This is a genomic window from Hymenobacter siberiensis (assembly GCF_018967865.2).
GTDB lineage: Bacteria > Bacteroidota > Bacteroidia > Cytophagales > Hymenobacteraceae > Hymenobacter > Hymenobacter siberiensis.
The window spans coordinates 3,736,849-3,754,806 of the sequence record NZ_JAHLZY020000001.1 but is presented as its reverse complement, the minus strand read 5'-3'; the positions used below and the strand labels follow the sequence as shown (position 1 = coordinate 3,754,806).

The 17,958-nt window shown below is 63.0% G+C and carries 18 protein-coding genes and 2 pseudogenes; 19 read left to right on the top strand and 1 reads right to left on the bottom strand.

Features of this window, described 5'->3' with window-relative positions:
• Positions 1-33: 33 nt before the first annotated feature.
• The 19 genes and pseudogenes from KQ659_RS16660 to KQ659_RS16575 all read left to right on the top strand — a co-directional run bounded on the left by KQ659_RS16660 (position 34) and on the right by KQ659_RS16575 (position 17,055).
• Positions 34-228 carry a hypothetical protein gene (locus KQ659_RS16660; protein ID WP_216686038.1) on the top strand — a complete coding sequence of 65 codons (195 nt, stop codon included), beginning with the start codon at positions 34-36 and terminating at the stop codon, positions 226-228.
• Positions 229-356: 128 nt separating this feature from the next.
• Positions 357-1,109, top strand: a complete 753-nt coding sequence (locus tag KQ659_RS16655) for an SDR family NAD(P)-dependent oxidoreductase (RefSeq protein ID WP_216680031.1) — start codon at positions 357-359, stop codon at positions 1,107-1,109.
• Between the two features lie 98 nt (positions 1,110-1,207).
• A complete protein-coding gene (locus KQ659_RS16650; RefSeq protein WP_216680032.1) occupies positions 1,208-1,387 on the top strand; it encodes a hypothetical protein in 180 nt (59 codons plus the stop codon).
• 94 nt (positions 1,388-1,481) lie between these two features.
• The gene (locus KQ659_RS16645) at positions 1,482-3,884 is read left to right on the top strand and encodes a phosphoketolase family protein (protein ID WP_216688184.1); all 2,403 of its coding nucleotides are present in this window, start codon (positions 1,482-1,484) and stop codon (positions 3,882-3,884) included.
• A 131-nt stretch (positions 3,885-4,015) separates the two neighbouring features.
• Positions 4,016-5,032, top strand: coding sequence for a class I fructose-bisphosphate aldolase (locus KQ659_RS16640; RefSeq protein WP_216688185.1), 1,017 nt, complete (start codon positions 4,016-4,018; stop codon positions 5,030-5,032).
• 32 nt (positions 5,033-5,064) lie between these two features.
• Complete coding sequence (locus KQ659_RS16635; RefSeq protein WP_216688186.1) at positions 5,065-7,542, top strand: cation-translocating P-type ATPase; 2,478 nt, start codon at positions 5,065-5,067, stop codon at positions 7,540-7,542.
• Positions 7,543-7,918: 376 nt separating this feature from the next.
• Positions 7,919-8,359 carry a BLUF domain-containing protein gene (locus KQ659_RS16630; RefSeq protein ID WP_216688187.1) on the top strand — a complete coding sequence of 147 codons (441 nt, stop codon included), beginning with the start codon at positions 7,919-7,921 and terminating at the stop codon, positions 8,357-8,359.
• A gap of 174 nt (positions 8,360-8,533) precedes the next feature.
• Entirely contained in the window at positions 8,534-8,863 is a 330-nt protein-coding gene (locus KQ659_RS16625; protein ID WP_216680038.1) for a hypothetical protein, read from the top strand.
• Positions 8,864-9,586: 723 nt separating this feature from the next.
• A pseudogene (locus KQ659_RS21920) lies at positions 9,587-9,715 on the top strand (DUF1269 domain-containing protein); the annotation flags it as partial.
• Between the two features lie 40 nt (positions 9,716-9,755).
• The gene (locus KQ659_RS16620; RefSeq protein ID WP_226915755.1) at positions 9,756-10,085 is read left to right on the top strand and encodes a hypothetical protein; all 330 of its coding nucleotides are present in this window, start codon (positions 9,756-9,758) and stop codon (positions 10,083-10,085) included.
• A gap of 322 nt (positions 10,086-10,407) precedes the next feature.
• Complete coding sequence (locus KQ659_RS16615) at positions 10,408-11,490, top strand: efflux RND transporter periplasmic adaptor subunit (RefSeq protein ID WP_226915756.1); 1,083 nt, start codon at positions 10,408-10,410, stop codon at positions 11,488-11,490.
• Positions 11,487-12,749 carry an ABC transporter permease gene (locus tag KQ659_RS16610; RefSeq protein ID WP_216686044.1) on the top strand — a complete coding sequence of 421 codons (1,263 nt, stop codon included), beginning with the start codon at positions 11,487-11,489 and terminating at the stop codon, positions 12,747-12,749. The genes KQ659_RS16615 and KQ659_RS16610 overlap by 4 nt, the downstream gene beginning before the upstream one ends.
• 1 nt (position 12,750) lies before the next feature.
• On the top strand, positions 12,751-13,428 hold the full coding sequence (locus tag KQ659_RS16605) for an ABC transporter ATP-binding protein (protein ID WP_216686045.1): 678 nt from the start codon (positions 12,751-12,753) through the stop codon (positions 13,426-13,428).
• Positions 13,429-13,598: 170 nt separating this feature from the next.
• Positions 13,599-14,045: a hypothetical protein gene (locus KQ659_RS16600; RefSeq protein ID WP_216680042.1), complete on the top strand. Its 447-nt coding sequence runs from the start codon at positions 13,599-13,601 to the stop codon at positions 14,043-14,045.
• A 33-nt stretch (positions 14,046-14,078) separates the two neighbouring features.
• Complete coding sequence (locus tag KQ659_RS16595; protein ID WP_216688188.1) at positions 14,079-14,219, top strand: hypothetical protein; 141 nt, start codon at positions 14,079-14,081, stop codon at positions 14,217-14,219.
• 248 nt (positions 14,220-14,467) lie between these two features.
• Positions 14,468-15,367: a histone deacetylase family protein gene (locus tag KQ659_RS16590; RefSeq protein WP_216680043.1), complete on the top strand. Its 900-nt coding sequence runs from the start codon at positions 14,468-14,470 to the stop codon at positions 15,365-15,367.
• A 134-nt stretch (positions 15,368-15,501) separates the two neighbouring features.
• Positions 15,502-15,999: an energy transducer TonB gene (locus tag KQ659_RS16585; RefSeq protein WP_216680044.1), complete on the top strand. Its 498-nt coding sequence runs from the start codon at positions 15,502-15,504 to the stop codon at positions 15,997-15,999.
• Positions 16,000-16,115: 116 nt separating this feature from the next.
• Positions 16,116-16,388 (top strand): annotated as a pseudogene (locus KQ659_RS22160) (hypothetical protein); the annotation flags it as partial.
• A 205-nt stretch (positions 16,389-16,593) separates the two neighbouring features.
• Positions 16,594-17,055: a transposase family protein gene (locus KQ659_RS16575; RefSeq protein ID WP_226930017.1), complete on the top strand. Its 462-nt coding sequence runs from the start codon at positions 16,594-16,596 to the stop codon at positions 17,053-17,055.
• 179 nt (positions 17,056-17,234) lie between these two features.
• On the opposite strand, the gene KQ659_RS16570 is transcribed toward KQ659_RS16575, so the two are convergent.
• The gene (locus KQ659_RS16570; RefSeq protein ID WP_226930015.1) at positions 17,235-17,933 is read right to left on the bottom strand and encodes a methyltransferase domain-containing protein; all 699 of its coding nucleotides are present in this window, start codon (positions 17,931-17,933) and stop codon (positions 17,235-17,237) included.
• Positions 17,934-17,958 lie beyond the last annotated feature (25 nt).

Sequence of the window (17,958 nt, the reverse complement as noted above, 5' to 3'; positions counted from 1 at the left end):
TGCTTATTCTGCTCACTCGAAAACCCTAAAGCTTTGAAAAAGAAGCCACTGCTGCCGCCCACCACTACGCCGGTTGTGCCGGACCTGGCTGCCGATGCCCACGAAGGCACGCCGGAATACGGCGAATTCGGGGAGCCGTCTACCGAGCCGGCCCCGGAGCCCGCCCCCGACCACCGGGCCGAGGGCGGCAACGTGTTCGACCTGCGCGATGAGCAAACTACTCTCTAATAAAAATCAGATAATCAGGCAATTATTGTCATGGCCCGGCTAAGCCCGGCCCTGGACCTTTATGCCCGGCGCAACCCCCGGCCCCGACCGGTTCGGGAGCTGCGCCGACAGCTTAAAATACCGACATCATGGATAAAGATTTGCAAGGAAAAACGGCCCTGGTTACCGGGGCGGCGTCGGGTATTGGCCGGGCGGTGGCGCTGCTCTACGGGCAGCACGGGGCCAACGTCATGGTGTCGGATATCGACGAGGAGCAGGGCCGGCAGGTGGTGGCTGAGCTAACCGCCGCCGGGGTCAACGCCCGCTTCTACAAGGCCGATGTGGGCGACCCCGCCCAGTGCCACCAGCTGGTGCAGGAAACCGTGGCCGCCTTCGGCACCCTCGACGTGGCCTGCAACAACGCCGGCATCACCGGCGAGCTGAGCCTGACCGCCGACTACTCGCTCGAAGGCTGGCAGAAGATTATCAACGTGAACCTGAACAGCGTGTTTTTCTGCCTCAAATACGAGCTGGAAGTGATGTTGAAGCAGGGCCACGGCGCGATTATCAACATGGCCTCCATTCTGGGGCAGGTGGGCACGCCCACGCTGGCGGGCTACGTGGCAGCCAAGCACGCCGTGGTGGGCCTCACCCAAACGGCGGCCCAGGAATACGCCGCGCAGGGCGTTCGCATCAACGCGGTGGGCCCGGGCTATATCGATACGCCGCTGCTCAAGGACTTCTCGGCCGAAACCAAGCAGGCGCTCGTGGCGCTGCATCCCATCGGCCGGCTGGGCCGGTCCGAGGAAGTGGCCGAGCTGGTCATCTGGCTCAGCTCCGACAAGGCCTCGTTCGTCACCGGCGCCTACTACCCCGTCGATGGCGGCTATCTGGCCAAATAAGCGCACTCTTTATTGCCAAGCTCTTCCTGAACATTGTGGAAGCCCACGCCAACACCTGCCGGCCCTAGTCGTTTAGCGAGGCTGACTTTTGGGGATTTATGCTTGCCCAATCGCAGCCTCGCCCTGAGTTGCTGGCACTGGGGCCGCAGCCGAAAGCCCGCTACCGCCTCCAGCCGTTGTTCGTCGGCATTGCGGCCGGCCCGGGCATTCAGGGCATTTGCCACATCGCTCAGCCATCGACCTGCGCCCGGCTGGCTGCTTTTGGCTTGTCCGTGTAATGCGCCATCCCCAGCAGTGGGGCGTGCATGATTGCGCCGCTCGACCACCAGCTTTAGCTGGCTGGCGAAGAAAAACCGACTAACTCCAAGTTCTATGGAAACCAACACCCTCGCCCCGCCGGCCGTGCGCCCCGCTCCCACGCCGCTCACGACGGAAGAAGCCGCGCTTATCGACGCCTACTGGCGGGCGGCCAACTACCTGTCGGTGGGCCAGATATACTTGTGCGACAATCCCTTGATGCGCGAGCCGCTCACGCTGGCGCACGTCAAGAAGATGCTGCTGGGGCATTGGGGCACCACGCCGGGCCAGAACTTCATCTACACGCACCTCAACCGGGCCATCAAAGCGCATGACCTGAACATGATTTACCTCTCCGGCCCCGGCCACGGCGGGCCGGCGGTGGTGGCGGGCACGTATCTGGAAGGCACCTACAGCGAAGTATACCCGAGTATCAGCCAGGATGAAATTGGGCTGAAACGGCTGTTTACGCAGTTTTCCTACCCCGGTGGCATCTCCAGCCACGCCTCGCCCCAAACGCCGGGCTCCATCCACGAGGGCGGCGAATTGGGCTACTCGCTCAGCCACGCCTTCGGGGCGGTGTTTGATAATCCCGAGCTGGTGGTGGCCTGCGTGATTGGCGACGGTGAGGCCGAAACCGGCCCGCTGGCCACCGCCTGGCACTCCAACAAGTTCCTCAACCCGGCCAGTGACGGCGCGGTGCTGCCCATTCTGCACCTCAACGGCTACAAGATTTCCAATCCTACGGTGCTGGCCCGCATCACGCCCGAAGAGCTGGACCAACTGCTGCGCGGCTACGGCTGGACGCCCTACTACGTGGAAGGCCACGAGCCCGAGCTGATGCACCAAGCCATGGCGGCGGCCCTGGAAGAAGTTGTTGCCAACATTCAACACATTCAGTATGAGGCCCGGGAAAACGGCGACCTCACCCGGCCGCGCTGGCCGATGATTGTGCTGAAATCGCCCAAGGGCTGGACCGGCCCCAAGGAAGTGGACGGCGTGCCCAACGAGGGCACGTTCCGTTCGCACCAGGTGCCGCTGGCCGTATCGGCCAGCGCCCCGCCCGCGCATCTGGCCCAGCTCGAAGGCTGGCTGAAAAGCTACCGGCCCGAAGAATTATTCGATGATGAAGGCAAGCTGCAGCCCGAAATAGCCGCGCTGGCCCCGCAAGGCACCCGCCGCATGGGCGCCAACCCCAACGCCAACGGCGGCCTGCTGCTGCACGATTTGCACCTGCCCAACTACGCCGACTACGCCGTGAGAGTGCCTGCGCCGGGCGCCGTGGAGGCCAGCGATACCGGTACGGTAGGCAAGTTTCTGCGCGATGTGCTGAAGCTGAACGCCGCCCCGCGCAACTTCCGCGTCTTCGGGCCCGATGAGACGATGTCGAACAAGCTGGAAGCCGTGTTTGAGGCCACCGACCGCCAGTGGGATGCGGCCGTGCAGGTCAACGACGAGTTTCTGGCCCCCGATGGCGGCGTGCTCGAAATGCTGAGCGAGCACCAGTGCGAGGGCTGGCTGGAAGGGTATTTATTGACCGGCCGGCACGGGCTGTTCAACTGCTACGAGGCGTTTGTGCACATCGTCGATTCGATGTTTAATCAGCACGCCAAGTGGCTGAAGCTGACGCTCGAAATTCCGTGGCGCCGCAAAATTGCCTCGCTCAACTACCTGCTCACGAGTACCGTGTGGCGGCAGGACCACAACGGCTTCACGCACCAGGACCCCGGCTTCATCGACCACGTTATCAACAAGAAAGCCAGCATTGTGCGCGTGTACCTGCCGCCCGATGCCAACTGCTTGCTCTCGGTGATGGACCACTGCCTGCGCAGCCGCCACTACGTGAACGTGATTGTGGCTGGCAAGCACCCCGCCCCGCAGTGGCTGAGCATGGACGCCGCCCGCACCCACTGCGCCGAGGGTATTGGCCTCTGGCCCTGGGCCAGCACCGACGCCGGCCAGGAGCCCGACGCCGTGCTGGCCTGCTGCGGCGACGTGCCCACCCTCGAAATTCTGGCCGCCGCCAGCATCCTGCGCGAGCACCTGCCGGAGCTGAAAATCCGGGTCGTCAACGTGGTCGATTTACTCAAGCTGGAGCGCAGTACCGAACACCCCCACGGCCTGAGCGAGGCCGATTACGACGCGCTGTTTACCCGCGACAAGCCCGTTATTTTCGCCTTTCACGGCTACCCGTGGCTGGTGCACCGCCTCACCTACAGCCGCGCCAACAACCAGCTTCTGCACGTGCGCGGCTACAAGGAGGAAGGCACCATCACCACGGCCTTCGACATGACGGTGCTCAACGACATGGACCGTTTCCACCTGGCCATGGACGTGCTCGACCGCGTGCCCCAGCTTGGTAACAAGGGCGCTTACCTCAAACAGTACCTCAAGGATAAGCTGGTGGAGCACAAGCGCTACATCGAACACCACGGCGAAGACATGCCCGAAATCCGCAACTGGCAGTGGAAAGCCTAGCGCCCGTCCTGTCATCCTGAGCGCAGCGAAGGACCTTATCACCGAAGAACAGTTTGCCGTAATTCAACTGATGCGAGCATGATAAGGTCCTTCGCTGCGCTCAGGATGACAGTCGTTTTAATAGTAAAGCCATGAACCTAAACACCCTAATCACCACCGCTCAGGCGCTGATGGCCCCCGGCAAGGGCCTGTTGGCGATGGACGAAAGCACCGGCACCTGCAACGCCCGCTTCGCCGCGCTGGGCATCCCCGAAACCGTGGAGGCCCGCCGCGCCTACCGCGAACTGCTGGTGACTACGCCGGGCCTGGGCGCGGGCATCAGCGGGGCCATTCTGTTCGATGAAACCATCCGGCAGCGTACGGTGGCGGGCGTTTCTTTCATCGAAATCCTGCAGCAGGCGGGCATCATCCCCGGCATCAAGGTAGACCTGGGCGCGCACGAGCTGGCCGGCTTCCCCGGCGAGCAGGTGACTGAAGGGCTCGACGGCCTGCGCCCGCGCCTGGCCGAATACGCGGCGCTGGGAGCCCGCTTTGCCAAGTGGCGGGCGGTGCTCACCATCGGCCACGACCGGCCCAGCCGGGCCGGTATTGCGGCCAATGCCCACGCCCTGGCCCGCTACGCCGCCCTGTGCCAGGCGGTCGGCCTGGTGCCCATCGTGGAGCCCGAAGTGCTGCTGACCGGCCCCCACGCCCTGGCCCGCTGCGCCGCCGTGACGGAAGACGTGCTGCACGAGGTGTTCGCCCAGCTGCGCATTCAGGGCGTGGCCCTGGAAGGCATGTTGCTAAAGCCCAGCATGGTGCTGGCCGGGGCCGACTGCCCCAAACAGCCCACCACCGCCCAGGTGGCCGACGCTACCGTGGCCTGCCTGCTGCGCACGGTGCCGGCGGCCGTGCCGGGTTTGGCATTTTTGTCGGGTGGGCAGTCGCCCGAGGCTGCCACGCGCCACCTGGCGGCCATGCACAAGCGGTTTGCCGGCCGGCTGCCGTGGGCGCTCACGTTCTCATTTGGCCGGGCGCTGCAACAGTCGGCCCTGGAAATATGGGGCGGGCAGGCCGCCAACGTGGCCGCCGCTCAGCAGGCCCTGCTGGAGCGGGTGCGCAGCAACGCGGCGGCGGTGGGGGCGGCGCACGTTAGCCTGAACTGTTAACACGAATAAGCAGAATGTCATTTAATTAGCTGATGCCCCTCCTCGCGCCCGCTCCCGGCCTTACCAGTAAAGCCGTGCTGGCCGCCCGCCTGGCCCATGGCCCCAATGTGCTGCCCGCGGCCAAGGGCTCGGGGCTGCTGGCCACCCTGCGGGAAGTAGTGCTGGAGCCCATGTTTCTGCTGCTGCTGGTGGCTTGTGCGGTGTATGTCGGGCTGGGCGAAGGGGCCGAGGCCATCACGCTGGGCGTGGCGCTACTGGCGGTGGCGGGCATCTCGGTGTACCAGGAAATTCGCAGCGATAAGGCGCTGGGGGCCCTGCGCCAGCTCACGCAGCCCCGGGCCCAGGTGCGCCGCAATGGCGAGGTAGTCACCGTGCCGGTCGAAGACCTGGTGGTGGGCGACGCGGTGCTGGTGGCCGAAGGCGCCCGCCTGCCCGCCGACGGCACCGTAACCAAGCTGAACGACTTCTCCGTGGATGAGGCCATTCTAACCGGCGAGGCCGTGCCGGTAGCCAAGGCCGTGGGCGACCCGGCCTTTGCGGGCACCAGCACCGTGGCGGGCGGCGCCTGGCTCACGGTCACGGCCGTGGGCACAGGCACCAGGCTCGGCCGCATCGGGCAGAGCCTGGAAGCTATTGATACCGAAAAAACGCCCTTGCAGCTGCAGGTGCGGCAGTTTGTGCTGCGCATGGCCTGGATGGGGGCGGCGGCGTTTGTGTTGGTGTGGGGCGTAAATTTCGCCCATTCCGGCAACTGGGTCACGGCCCTGCTCTTCGGCCTCACGTTGGCCATGTCCATTCTGCCCGAAGAAATTCCGGTGGCCTTCAGCAGCTTTATGGCGCTGGGCGCGGCCCGGCTGAGCCGGCTGGGCGTGCTCACCAAGCAGCCACAAACCGTGGAAAGCCTGGGCTCGGCCACGGTCATCTGCGCCGATAAAACCGGCACCCTCACCCAGGAGGGCATGCGCGTGGCGCAGCTTTATGATGGGGCCACGGCCAGCCTTGTGGCGCTGCCCGGTCCGCTTGCGCCCACGGCTGCCCAGGTGCTGGCCTGCGCCCGCTACGCCAGCGAAACCGAACCCTTCGACGCCATGGAAAAGGCCATTGTGGCCGCCTTTGCTACCGCCGCCCCGGCCGACGCTACCGCCCCCAGCCCCATGCTGCACGAGTATCCGCTGGGCGGCACTCCGCCCATGATGACCCATGTGCGGCAGGTAAGCGGCCGGCCCCTGGTGGCCGGCAAAGGGGCCGTAGAGCATATTCTGGCCGTGTGCCGCCCGGCCCCGGCCGTAGCCGAGGAAATTCGGCGGGTCACCAGGGAGCTGTCGGGTCGGGGCTATCGGGTGCTGGGCGTGGCGCAGGCGGCGCAGGCCGGCCCCGACTTCCCGGCCGCGCAGGACGATTTTGCCTGGGGGTTTCTGGGGCTGATTGCCCTCGAAAACCCGCCCAAAGCCAATGCGGCGGCCGTTATCCAGGAGTTTCTGGCGGCCGGCATTCAGGTGAAGATGATAACCGGCGACTTTCCCGAAACCGCCCAGGCAATTGCCCGCCAGGTGGGCCTGCCGGGAGCCGATGTACTGCTCACCGGCCAGCAGGTGATGGACTTATCCAACGCCGAGCTTCAGCCGCAGGCCGCCACCACGGCGGTATTTGCCCGTATGTTTCCGGAGGCCAAGCTCAAAGTGGTGGAAGCCCTGAAAGCCAACGGCGAAGTAGTGGCCATGACCGGCGACGGCGTGAACGACGGCCCTGCCCTCAAGGCGGCCCACATTGGCGTGGCCATGGGTCGGCGCGGCACCGAAGTGGCCCGCCAGGCGGCCTCGCTGGTGCTCGTCGACGACGACCTGGCGGGCATGGTGACGGCCATTGCCCAGGGCCGGCGCATTTATCAGAACTTTAAAAAGGCGGTGTTCTACGTCGTTTCCATTCACATCCCCATTGTGCTCACGGTGGCCGTGCCGCTGCTGGCGGGGTGGGAGTGGGCCAATCTGTTCACGCCCGTGCACATCATTTTCTTGGAGCTGGTGATGGGCCCGACCTGTTCCATCGCCTTCGAAAACGAGCCCGCCGAGGCCGGCCAGATGCAGCAGCCGCCGCGCCCGCTCAGCAGCACCTTCCTGGCCGGGGCCGAGCTGGGCCGCAGCCTGCTGCAGGGCCTGGGCATTGCGGCGGCGGTGCTGGGCGTGTACTACGCGGCCATGCGCCTGGGCCTGCCGCTGCCGGTGGGCCGCACGCTGGTGTTTGCCACGCTGGTGCTCAGCAACGTGGGTCTCACGCTGGTCAACCGCTCGTTTACGCAATCGGTGTGGCGCACCCTGCGCGTGCCCAACCGCATCCTCTGGCTGATGCTGGCCCTCACGCTGGCCCTGCTGCTGATTACGCTGCTGGTGCCAGCGGCGCAGCGGCTGTTCGGCTTCGCGCCCGTGCCGCTGGCCTGGCTGGGCGGGTGCGTGCTGGCCGCGCTGGCAGGCGTGGGCTGGGTGGAGGTGTACAAGGCTGTGCGGCACCAATGATACCAGAGCCGGCTTGGGCCGCGAAGCGGAGCCGAAGCCGCCGCTCGCAAATAAGCTGAATAATGAAGTCGTATAGTCCAATGATTATCAAGTGAAAATTGGATTTACATCATGGGTTGCGCCGGCCGCCGGCCGGAACCTTGCGGAGCCTTGTTTCGGGCCGATTGCCATTTCCGCTTCATTCCATGAAAGTTGCCGTCTTTAGTACCCTGGCCTTCGCGCGCCGGGCTCTGGAACAAACCACGGCCGGCCGCCACGTGCTGCGGCCCCGCGAAGCCCTTACCACCACTGCCGCTGCCGTTGTGGCCCGTCCCGATGCCCGGGCTGCGCCCCGGCCCGGCTGTAACCCCCTCGCCCGCCTTTCTACTTATCTGTTATGCAACCGTATCACCTTATATACCAAAGCCAGTGGATGGAGCCGATGGGGACCACCGCCCTCCACGAGCTGCTGCTGCAGTCCCGCGCCTACAACCGGCAGCACGGCATCACCGGCGTGCTGCTGCACACGCCCGAGGGCCGCTTTCTGCAAGTGCTGGAAGGCCCCCGGGCCGCCGTCCGGCACCTCTATTACCACGCCATCCTGTCGGACCCGCGCCACCACCACTGCCACGTGCTGGGCGAAGGGTCGTGGCCAACGCGCAGTTTCGCCACCTGGACGATGGGCCTCCGCCACGCCCAGCCCGGCGACCTGCGCACCCTGCTGGGCGAGGCCACCAACAACTCCCTCGGCCTGACGCCCCGCCCTTACCCCCGGCCCCAGCCACTCGGCCTGGTGCTCGATTTTGTGGCCCTGGACCACGTTCCGGCCTGGCAGTAGCAGCCCTGAAAGCGGCCAGCCCGCCCCCGGCTTGATGAACATCATCAATTGGCCTGTTGAAAGTCAGGGCGGTGCGGCAGGCCCGGGCGCAATCTTTGCCAAAACCCCAAAACCCCAAATGCCCAGCGCCGAAGTTGGCCTGTGGCCTGATTATCCAATTTTCATCCGCTTATTATGACGTGCGAAAACCCCAAAAATGCTACCGGTAAAGTATTGCTCACCGCCCTGGCCGGCGCGGGCGTGGGTGCGCTCATCGGCATCCTGCTGTACTCCAAAAAGGGCATGGCGCGCCGTCAACACTTCCGCGACTTCCGCACCGACCAACGGCTGCGCCTGCGCGGCAACTGGGACCAGCTAAAACACAAGCTGCAGCAAACCTACACCCACCTCACCGACGAGGACCTGACCTACGTGGAAGGCAAGGGCCACGAGCTGGTGAGCCGCCTGAAAGCCAAGCTGGGCAAGCGCCAGCACCAGGTTATCAAAATGCTGAACGCCCTGTAGGTCTTCAATAGCTTTACTGTCAGGGCGTGTCGGCCGTTGGCCGCAAGCCCCGAAAAGAACGTCATGCTGCGCTGGCCGAGGCGTTTCTACTGCGTAAGTAAATAATTACTGATGCGGTAGAGCTGCCTCGGCCAGCGCAGCATGACGTTCTTATTTAAACGCTCTCCTTTTAGTAACGGCTGTCACGCAGGGGCTGCTACAGCGGCTATTTGGTTGCGGGTTGAACGCGGTTGAATGCGGTTGAGCTGTTTTGTTAGGAAGAGCACTAACCAGTAACGAGTAACCAACAACTAAGTGCAGCCCCTTACCCAAGCATTACCGGCGTAGCACCAGCTAATAAGGCAGTCGGGGATTTTTTGGCAGTAGGTTCCACTGCATAAAAATTTAAAAATCAAGGCAATAGCACGCTGGTGCGTGAGCCGGTGGCTGGCGCGGTTTCTACTGCTGAAAATGCCGCCCGGCCGCGCCAGCTCCGGCCACGACTGGCCAGGCCGCCGGTCCGCGCCGGTGGTGCCAACGGATGGTAAATAACCAGCAGTGTCCCCGCAAAACCCCTGTTGAAAATTAGCCTAATGCTTGATGCTCGTCATGCGGCTGGCGGCTGGCAGCTGGCCCCGCGTAATCTTACCTCTCCAGTTCGCCACTAAGTAGGTCGGCGGTAGCAATGGTCGGTTGCCAATTTTCTCCTCATTCAACTACCTCACCCCCCCCCCAAACTTTTATATGAACCAGGCCCCCGTAATGACCGCGCTCTACGACACCCACGAGCAAGCCGAGCAGGCCGTTAAAAAGCTCCAGCATCACAGTTTCAACATGCAGCAGCTCTCTATTTTGGGCCGCGACTACCACGCCGAGGAAAACGTGGTGGGCTACTACAATATGGGACCGTATAATGAAATGGGGCGGCAATGGGGCCTTCTGGGGCAGCATATGGGGCATGCTGATGGGCTCCGCCTTCATCCTTATTCCGGGCGTGGGTCCGCTCGTGCTGGCCGGGCCGCTGGTGGGCATGCTGGTGGGCGCGCTGGAAGGCGCCGTGGTGGTAGGCGGCGTGAGTGCCCTGGGCGCGGCGCTGGTGAGCCTGGGCGTGCCCGACAACAGCGTGCTGGAGTACGAAACCGAAATCAAGGTGGGGAAATACATGCTCCTGGCCCACGGCACCGCCGCCGAGGTGGCGCAGGCCCGCGAGATTCTGGGAGCCAATACGGCCGTGTTAGCCTAATTATTGATGTTACGCCGGCAGCTATTGGGTCAGAAACTGCACTTAGTTTCTTGTTTCCGGTTGCTGGTTTCGCGTCCTGAGAAACGGCTCAACCGCGTTCTGCCAACAACTAGCAGCCAGCAACCAAACCAGCAGCCGCCACTGCGTAACATCAGCTACTAAAACAGCCGCTTATGCATTATCACCTGCTCCATCAATCAGCCTGCCGGAGCAGCCTGCCGGAGCGAGTAATTATCTTATTTCCCTCTTGAAAACGGGGCCCCCGATTGCCGCGTGTCAGCCCATGAACCTCAACCGACACCGAACATCTTGCCCGTCTGCCGTGCCACCCGGGCGCTGGCTGCTGCTGCTACTCGTGGCTTTGGTCGGCTGCCGGGATAAGGCCGAGCGGGTGAAACCAGTCTGGTCGGCTATTTCGGAGTCGGTGTACGCGGCTGGCACCGTCAAGAGCGGGCAGCAGTACCAGGCATTTGCCACCGGCGGCGGCATTATTCAAACGGTGTTGGTGCACGAGGGCGACTCGGTGCGGGTGGGTACGCCGCTGCTCTCCATTGCCAGCGATGTGCAGCAGCTCAATCAGGAAAACGCCGCCCTGGCCGCCCGCTATGCCGCCGTGGCCGCCAACCAAAGCCAGCTCGAAGAGGCCCGCCAGCGCATTGCCCTGCAACGCCGCACCATGCAGAACGACCAGCTGCAGCTCACGCGCCAGCGCCAGCTCTGGCAGCAGACCATCGGCACGAAGCAGACGCTGGAGCAGCGCGAGCTGGCCTATGCTGGCTCCCGAGCCGCCTACGAGTCGGCCGTGCTCAACTACCAGACACTTAAAAAACAGCTCGATTTCGGGGCCGCGCAGTCGCGCAAAAACCTCCAGATTGCCCAGCGGCAGGCCAGCGACTTCGTCCTGCGCAGCAAAGTAAACGGTATCGTGTACCAACTCTACCGCGAAAAGGGCGAGGCCGTGACGCCCCAAACGCCGCTAGCCCTGCTGGGCGACGCCCGCCACTTCGTGCTCGAAATGCAGGTAGACGAGTCCGACATCGTGAAAATCCGCCCCGGTCAGCTGGTGCTGGTCACGCTGGATAGCTACAAGGGGCAGGTGTTCACGGCCCGCGTCAGCGCCATTTCGCCGATGATGAACGCCGGCAGCCGCACGTTTCAGGTGAATGCGACCTTCGTACGCCAGCCGCCGGTGCTGTATCCGTTCGTGAGCTTCGAGGTCAACATCGTGCTGCAAACCAAGTCCAGGGCCCTGCTGATTCCGCGCCGCCTGTTGGTCGACGACTCCACGGTGCGCAGGGCCAACGGTCAGCTGGCGCGGGTGAAAACCGGCCTGCGCGATTATCAGATGGTGGAAATCCTGGCAGGCCTGACGCCCGCCGACGAACTTACAGCCCCCGCGAAATGAAGCTGCCCCTGCTCTACGATGTGGCCCTGTCGCTGCTGCTGGCCCGTGGGCGGCAGTCGCTGGTGGCGGCCGTTGGCGTCACGTTCAGCATCACCATGTTCATTGCGCTGCTCAGCTTCATGGCGGGCCTCAACCAGCTGCTCGATGGGCTGGTACTCAACCGCACGCCCCACGTGCGCCTCTACAACGAGGTGCAGCCGGCCCCGCAGCAGCCCATCGACCGGTATACCGCGCCCGGGCCACGGCAGCACAATTTTATCCGTTCCATCAGGCCCAGCAACGAGCTGCCGCGCATTCACAACGCCGGGGCCATCATCGCGGCCCTGCGCCACGACCCACGCGTGCGCGGCGTGGCCCCCAAAACCCAGGCCCAGGTATTCTACAACGTGGGTACCATCAACCTCACCGGCACCATCAGCGGTATTGAAGTGGAGCAGGAAAACCGGCTTTTTGCCTTTGGCGACTACGTGGTGGCCGGCAACCTGCTCAGCATCAGTACCGTGTCCAATAGCATCATCCTCGGCAAAGCCGCCGCCGACCTCATGCTGGTAGGTGTGGGCGATATCGTGCAAATCACGACCGTGAAGGGCAACCGCGTGCCGCTCAAGGTCGTTGGCTTGTTTCAGTCGGGCATCCTGGAGGTCGATAAAGTACAGAGCTACACCTCTCTGCTCACGGCCCAAAAGCTGCTCGGCGAAGCCAACAACTACGTCACCGACGTGCAGGTGAAGCTCCACGATTTCAGCCTGGCCCCGCAGCTGGCCAGGGAATACGCGCAGCGCTACGACGTGCAGGCCCTGGACATCCAAACTGCCAATTCGCAGTTCGAAACCGGCACCTTCATCCGCACGCTCATTTCGTACACCGTGGGTATCACGCTGCTGATTGTGGCGGGCTTCGGGATTTATAACATCCTGAACATGATGATTTACGAGAAGATGGACACTATTGCCATCTTCAAGGCCATTGGGTTTTCGGGGGCCGATGTGCAGCGGCTGTTTGTGGCGGTGGCGCTGGCCATTGGGCTGTCGGGCGGCGCGGCGGGGCTGCTGTTCGGCTTCGGGCTCTCGGTCCTGATTTCCTACGTGCCGTTTCACCCGGCCTCGCTGCCCACGGTGCACTTCTACCCGGTCAGTTTCAACCCGGTTTTCTACGGCATTGGGGCGGTTTTCTCGCTCATTACCACCTACCTGGCGGGGTATTTCCCGGCCCGTAAGGCCAGCCGGGTCGACCCGGTCGACATCATCCGAGGCAAGTAACATGGACACCCCCGCAATTGAAGCCCGCCAGCTAATCAAGTATTTCGACGACCCCGTGCGGGTGCAGGTGCTGCACGACGTGTCGTTTGCCCTGAACCGGGGCGAGTTTGCGGCCGTGGTGGGCAAGTCGGGCTGCGGCAAGTCCACGCTGCTCTACATCCTTTCCACCATGGACACTGCCTATGAGGGCGAGCTATTGATTGACGGTGTGCCGATGCGGGGCAAAAAAGAGGCCGCGCTGGCCCGCGTGCGTAACGAGCAAATCGGCTTCGTGTTCCAGTTTCACTACTTGCTGAACGAGTTTTCGGTGCTGCGCAACGTGATGCTGCCCGCCGAAAAGCTGGGCAAATTATCGAATCCGGAAATCGAGCACCGCGCCTACGAGAAGCTAAAGATTCTGGGCATCGAAAGCGAGGCGCTCAAGAAGCCCAACCAGCTGTCGGGCGGCCAGAAGCAGCGCGTCGCCATTGCCCGCGCCCTGATAAACGACCCGCTCATCATCCTCGGCGACGAGCCCACCGGCAACCTCGACCAGAAAAACGGCGAAATCGTGTTCGACATCTTCAAGGAGCTGGCCGAAACCTACCACCAGGCCCTGCTCATCGTAACGCACGACAACGACTTCGCCGCCAAAACACACCGCATTATTGAGATGGAGGATGGGCGCATTATTAGCTGATGCTTATGTGCAACAGTTGTTATCCACTAGCCCGCAGCCGGCACGGTAGGCCGCAGTTGACAAAACTCATCCCCCCGATGATGCGTTTTTGCATGCTCAGGTAGTAAGGGAGTGGGTGCTTTTGGCCCAGGCCGTGCGCCCCCACCAGCGTTTCCCGCGCCTATACCGTTATGAAAACTACCTTATTGCTTCTGGCGGCCCTTTTGTGGGGGCAGGTTGCGCCGGCGCAGGGCATTCCCGATGCCCAGGTGCCCCCGCTGGCCTTTGTGGCCCTGCAAAAGCTGTATCCGGAGGCCCGCCACGTAAAATGGAAACGCGCCCAGGGCTGGTATCAGGCCAGCTACACACAAAGCCAGGCCTTTCGGCTGGTCAGGTTCAGCACCAATGGCGATGTCGAAGCCACCGGCACCATTGTAGAGCCCAGCACCCTTCCGCTGCCAGTGCGCCGCACCCTCACCAATTACTATCCGAGCCGCATCATCTGCCAAGCCGTCGAAATCACCAATGCCCGCACCGGGGGCACTACCTACGAGCTGGCTACCTTCGAAAGCTTTATCAGCAACACCATCGTGTTGATGGCCAACGGAGTGAAAGTTCCGCGCCCCCGCCAGCAATAGACGAGGCGCGCAGACATTATCCTTTGGTAATCGGTGGATTGGCGTTTTTGGGGCGATAAAAGCAAAAAATGCCCGCTCAGTCAGGCCGCCATTTTTGTATGCAAAGCCGGGCGACATTCGGTGGGCGTGCCGCCGGAAGCCACCGCCACCGTGGACCGGGCGCAGGCCCAATAAAAACAGCGCATGGGCGAACTCCCATCATACCCCGCATTACCAGAGACATCAAAAAAACGCCCCGACTTCAGTAGTCGGGGCGTTTTTTTGATGTCTCTGGGGTTTCCTCAGCTTTGCCAGTAGCTGGTGGCCGTATTCGCACCGGCAAGAAGCACACCGGCGCGCACAAAGACAAGCATTTAGGGTAAGTTTTGTGTTACAAAATTGGGGGATTGAGTCCCCCAGCCATCTCACCCACTTTTGCCCCGATGCTGCCCATTGCTTTTGCGCCCTGCTACGCCCACCCACTGCCCGCCGGCCACCGTTTTCCCATGCTCAAGTACGAGCTGTTGCCCGGGCAGCTCCTGCACGAAGGCACCGCCACCGCCGCCGATTTTTTCGTGGCTCAACCCCCGCCCGACGAGGACATCCTACGGGTGCACGATACCGACTACTATCACCGCCTGCGCACCGGCCAGCTCACCCGGCAGGAGGAGCGGGCCACCGGTTTTCCGTGGTCACGCGAGCTGTTCGAGCGCGAAATCACCATCCTGGGCGGCACCATTGAGGCGGCCCGGATGGCGCTGGTGCACGGCGTGGCGTTCAACATTGCGGGCGGCACGCACCACGCGTTTCGGGCGCGGGGCGAAGGCTTTTGCCTGCTGAACGACCAGGCTGCCGCCGCGGCCTGGCTGCTGGCGTACGGCCACGCACAGAAAATCCTCATCGTGGACCTCGACGTGCACCAGGGCAACGGTACGGCTGCCATCTTTCAGCACGAGCCCCGCGTGTTCACCTTTTCCGTGCACGGCGGCCGTAACTACCCCGCCCGCAAAGAAGCCTCCGACCTCGACCTCCCCCTGCCCGACGGCACCGACGACGCCCACTACCTCAAGCTACTAGCCGAAACCCTGCCCCGCCTGCTGGATGAAGTGCAGCCTGATTTCGTGTTCTACCTGGCCGGCGTCGATGTGCTGGCCACCGACAAGCTCGGCCACCTGGCCCTCACCCGCGAAGGCTGCCGCCGGCGCGACGAGCTGGTGCTCGGCCTCTGCCACCGCCACTGCCTGCCCGTGGTGGTGTGCATGGGCGGCGGCTATTCCGAACGCATCATCGACATCATAGAAGCCCACGCTAATACCTACCGGGTAGCCGCCGGGCTTTTTTAGCGGGAAGCAGTTGGTACAGCTCCCGCTCGCTGCTCTTTTGGAGTATAATTCCGAAAGAGCAGCAGCAGTAACGAGTAGGAGGCGCGGAGAGGGCGGGCGGCCGTTGCAGTAGCCAGACGGTCTTATCTTAGGGTATGAATTCAGTAACTTTCTGGCGTTTATTCGGCCTGACTGCCATCCTGTTTGGCGCGCTGTCGGGCTCCGCGGCGGGGGCGGTCCAGTCCGTCCCCCGGCCGGTCCGTTCCGGGCCTGCCGATTCAGCTAAAGTATACACCTACGTCGAGCGGATGCCCCAGCTGCCGGGCTACGGGGGCAGCGGCGCGGCCGTGGCGGCGGCTATCCGGGACCGGCTGAGCGCCGCCGGGGCCGGGGGCTGCGGCGAGAGCCGCGTGTTCGTAACCTTCGTGGTGACGGCGGCCGGGGCTGTCACCGATGCCCGCCTGCTGAAAGGGGTGGGCGGCCGCTGCGACGAGGCCACTCTGACCGCCGTGCGCCAGCTGCCAACCTTCACGCCGGGCCAGTTGCATGGCCGCCCCGTTGCCGTATCCTATACGGTGTTGGTTTCCATGCGGTCACCCGCCAAAAAGCGCTCGACCAGTACGTTGGTCAGCGCCGACAGTGGCAGGAAATGAAGTAGAAAAGACTGCCCAGTCAAATCCGGTTCAGTACTATGTTTTTTACCGTCCATTAGTGCTGATGCGGCAAAGTTAGCTATACTGGTGCGTGAGACCGGGCCGTACTTTTGGGGATGAATTATTTGGCCCTACGCGAGCGGCCGACGCAGTTTCTGGCCTTAACCAGTCTGCTGCCCGCCGAATTTGACGACCTGCTCACCGACTTTGCGCCCCGTTGGGAACGGCATCAGCGCTACCACACCCTCGACGGCACCCGGCGGCGCATCCCGGCCCATCGGGAGCGGGCCAATGCGACCTTGTCCGGTACCGACACGAAGCTTTTCTTCTTGCTGACCTATCTCAAAACCAATTCGTTGCAAGAGCACCAAGCCGCCAGCTTTGGCGTTTCGCAGACCCGCGTCAGCCGCCTGACGGGCCCGTTGCTCAACGTGCTCAACCAAACGCTGGCCGCCCGCGGCCTGTCGCCCGTGCGCGACGGCGCGCAACTGGCCCAGCGCCTGGCCGCGCACCCCGATATGATCTTTACCTACGACGGGGTGGAACGCGGTATCCCGCGCAACGCGGACCGGGAAGGGCAAGAAGAAGAGTATAGTGCTAAAAAAAGTCTATGCCTTGAAAAACAACACCTTGTGCGACGATACGCAGTATCTGCACTACCTCTCGCCCACGGAATCAGGGCGCATGCACGACAAAAAAGTGGCCGACGAATACCCCTTGCACCTGCCGGCGGGCAGCGTGCTGCGGCAGGATTTGGGTTTGCTCGGCCATCGCCCGCCGGGGGTGCTGGTCGAGATGCCGCACAAGAAGCCCCCGAAGGGCGAACTGACCTTTTCCCAGAAACTTTACAACCAGCTGCTGAGTCCCTTACGCGTGGTGATTGAGCACGTGCACAGTGGCATCAAACGCTTGCGCATGGTGCGCGACAAGCTGCGGGTCCGCGGCGACTGGTTTCGCGATACGGTCATGGTGGTGGCCTGCGGGCTGCATAACCTGCGCGTCCGCAGCCCACACCGGGCTTATCTCGCACACGAGCGCGCGAATCCCGCTAATTAAGCCGCATAAGTTTTACTATTTGACTATTCTTTCGGGACATAATTCTGAAAAAGCAGCCGTTAGTGGCTCGTTGAAACCACTCAGATTAGCTTACACCGGTCTGGCTGCCTCTGCGCCTTCTGCGGGCTAAAAAACCGTTCGTTTTGGGTATCAATATAAGCAGCCAGCTCACCCAACCCCTAAAAAACCACCTGCCAGCGAAAGGCCCAGCGCCAGCGCAGCTCGTACTTCGTGATGCCTGCCCGCGCCAGCAAATCTACCCAGTTCTGCCGCCGGAAGGCGCGGGCCACCGACAGCGGCGCATCGTGTCGCACGAGGTAGGAGCCGCCCAGTAGCCACGTCAGCCACTTGATGCTGTGGTAGGCCAGCCAGTGCCGGTGCAGGTCGTTGATGACCACGGCCACGCCGGCCTGCTGGTGCCACTGCCGCAGCAGCGGCACCAGCTCATCATCGGTAAAATGGTGGCAGAACAGGCTGCACGTCAGCACATCGAAGGGCTGCGCCTGAAACTCCGGGGAGAAAATGTCGAACTGTCGGTAGCTGATTTCGGGATATTCCCGGCTTTTGGCCGTGGCATATTCCAGCATAAAGGCATTGGCATCGATGCCCGTCAGCTCTATGGCGATTCCGTTTTTGCGGGCCCAGCGGGCTACGTGGCGCAGGGTGTCGCCGCCGCCGCTGCCCAGGTCGGCCAGGCGCAGGGGCCGGCTGGTCGGAAACCGGCTTTTCAGGCGTTGCAGCGCGTTCAGCACTGGCGCATAGCCGCCCAGCCAGGTATTGATGGTTTCCAGCTCGTCGAGGTTCTGGCGCAGGGCATCGTTGGCCAGCGTCAGGTCGTCCATCAGCTCCGGGCCGGCAGCGCGTTCAGAAAAATCCAATGATGCGGTATGAATGATGAGCTAC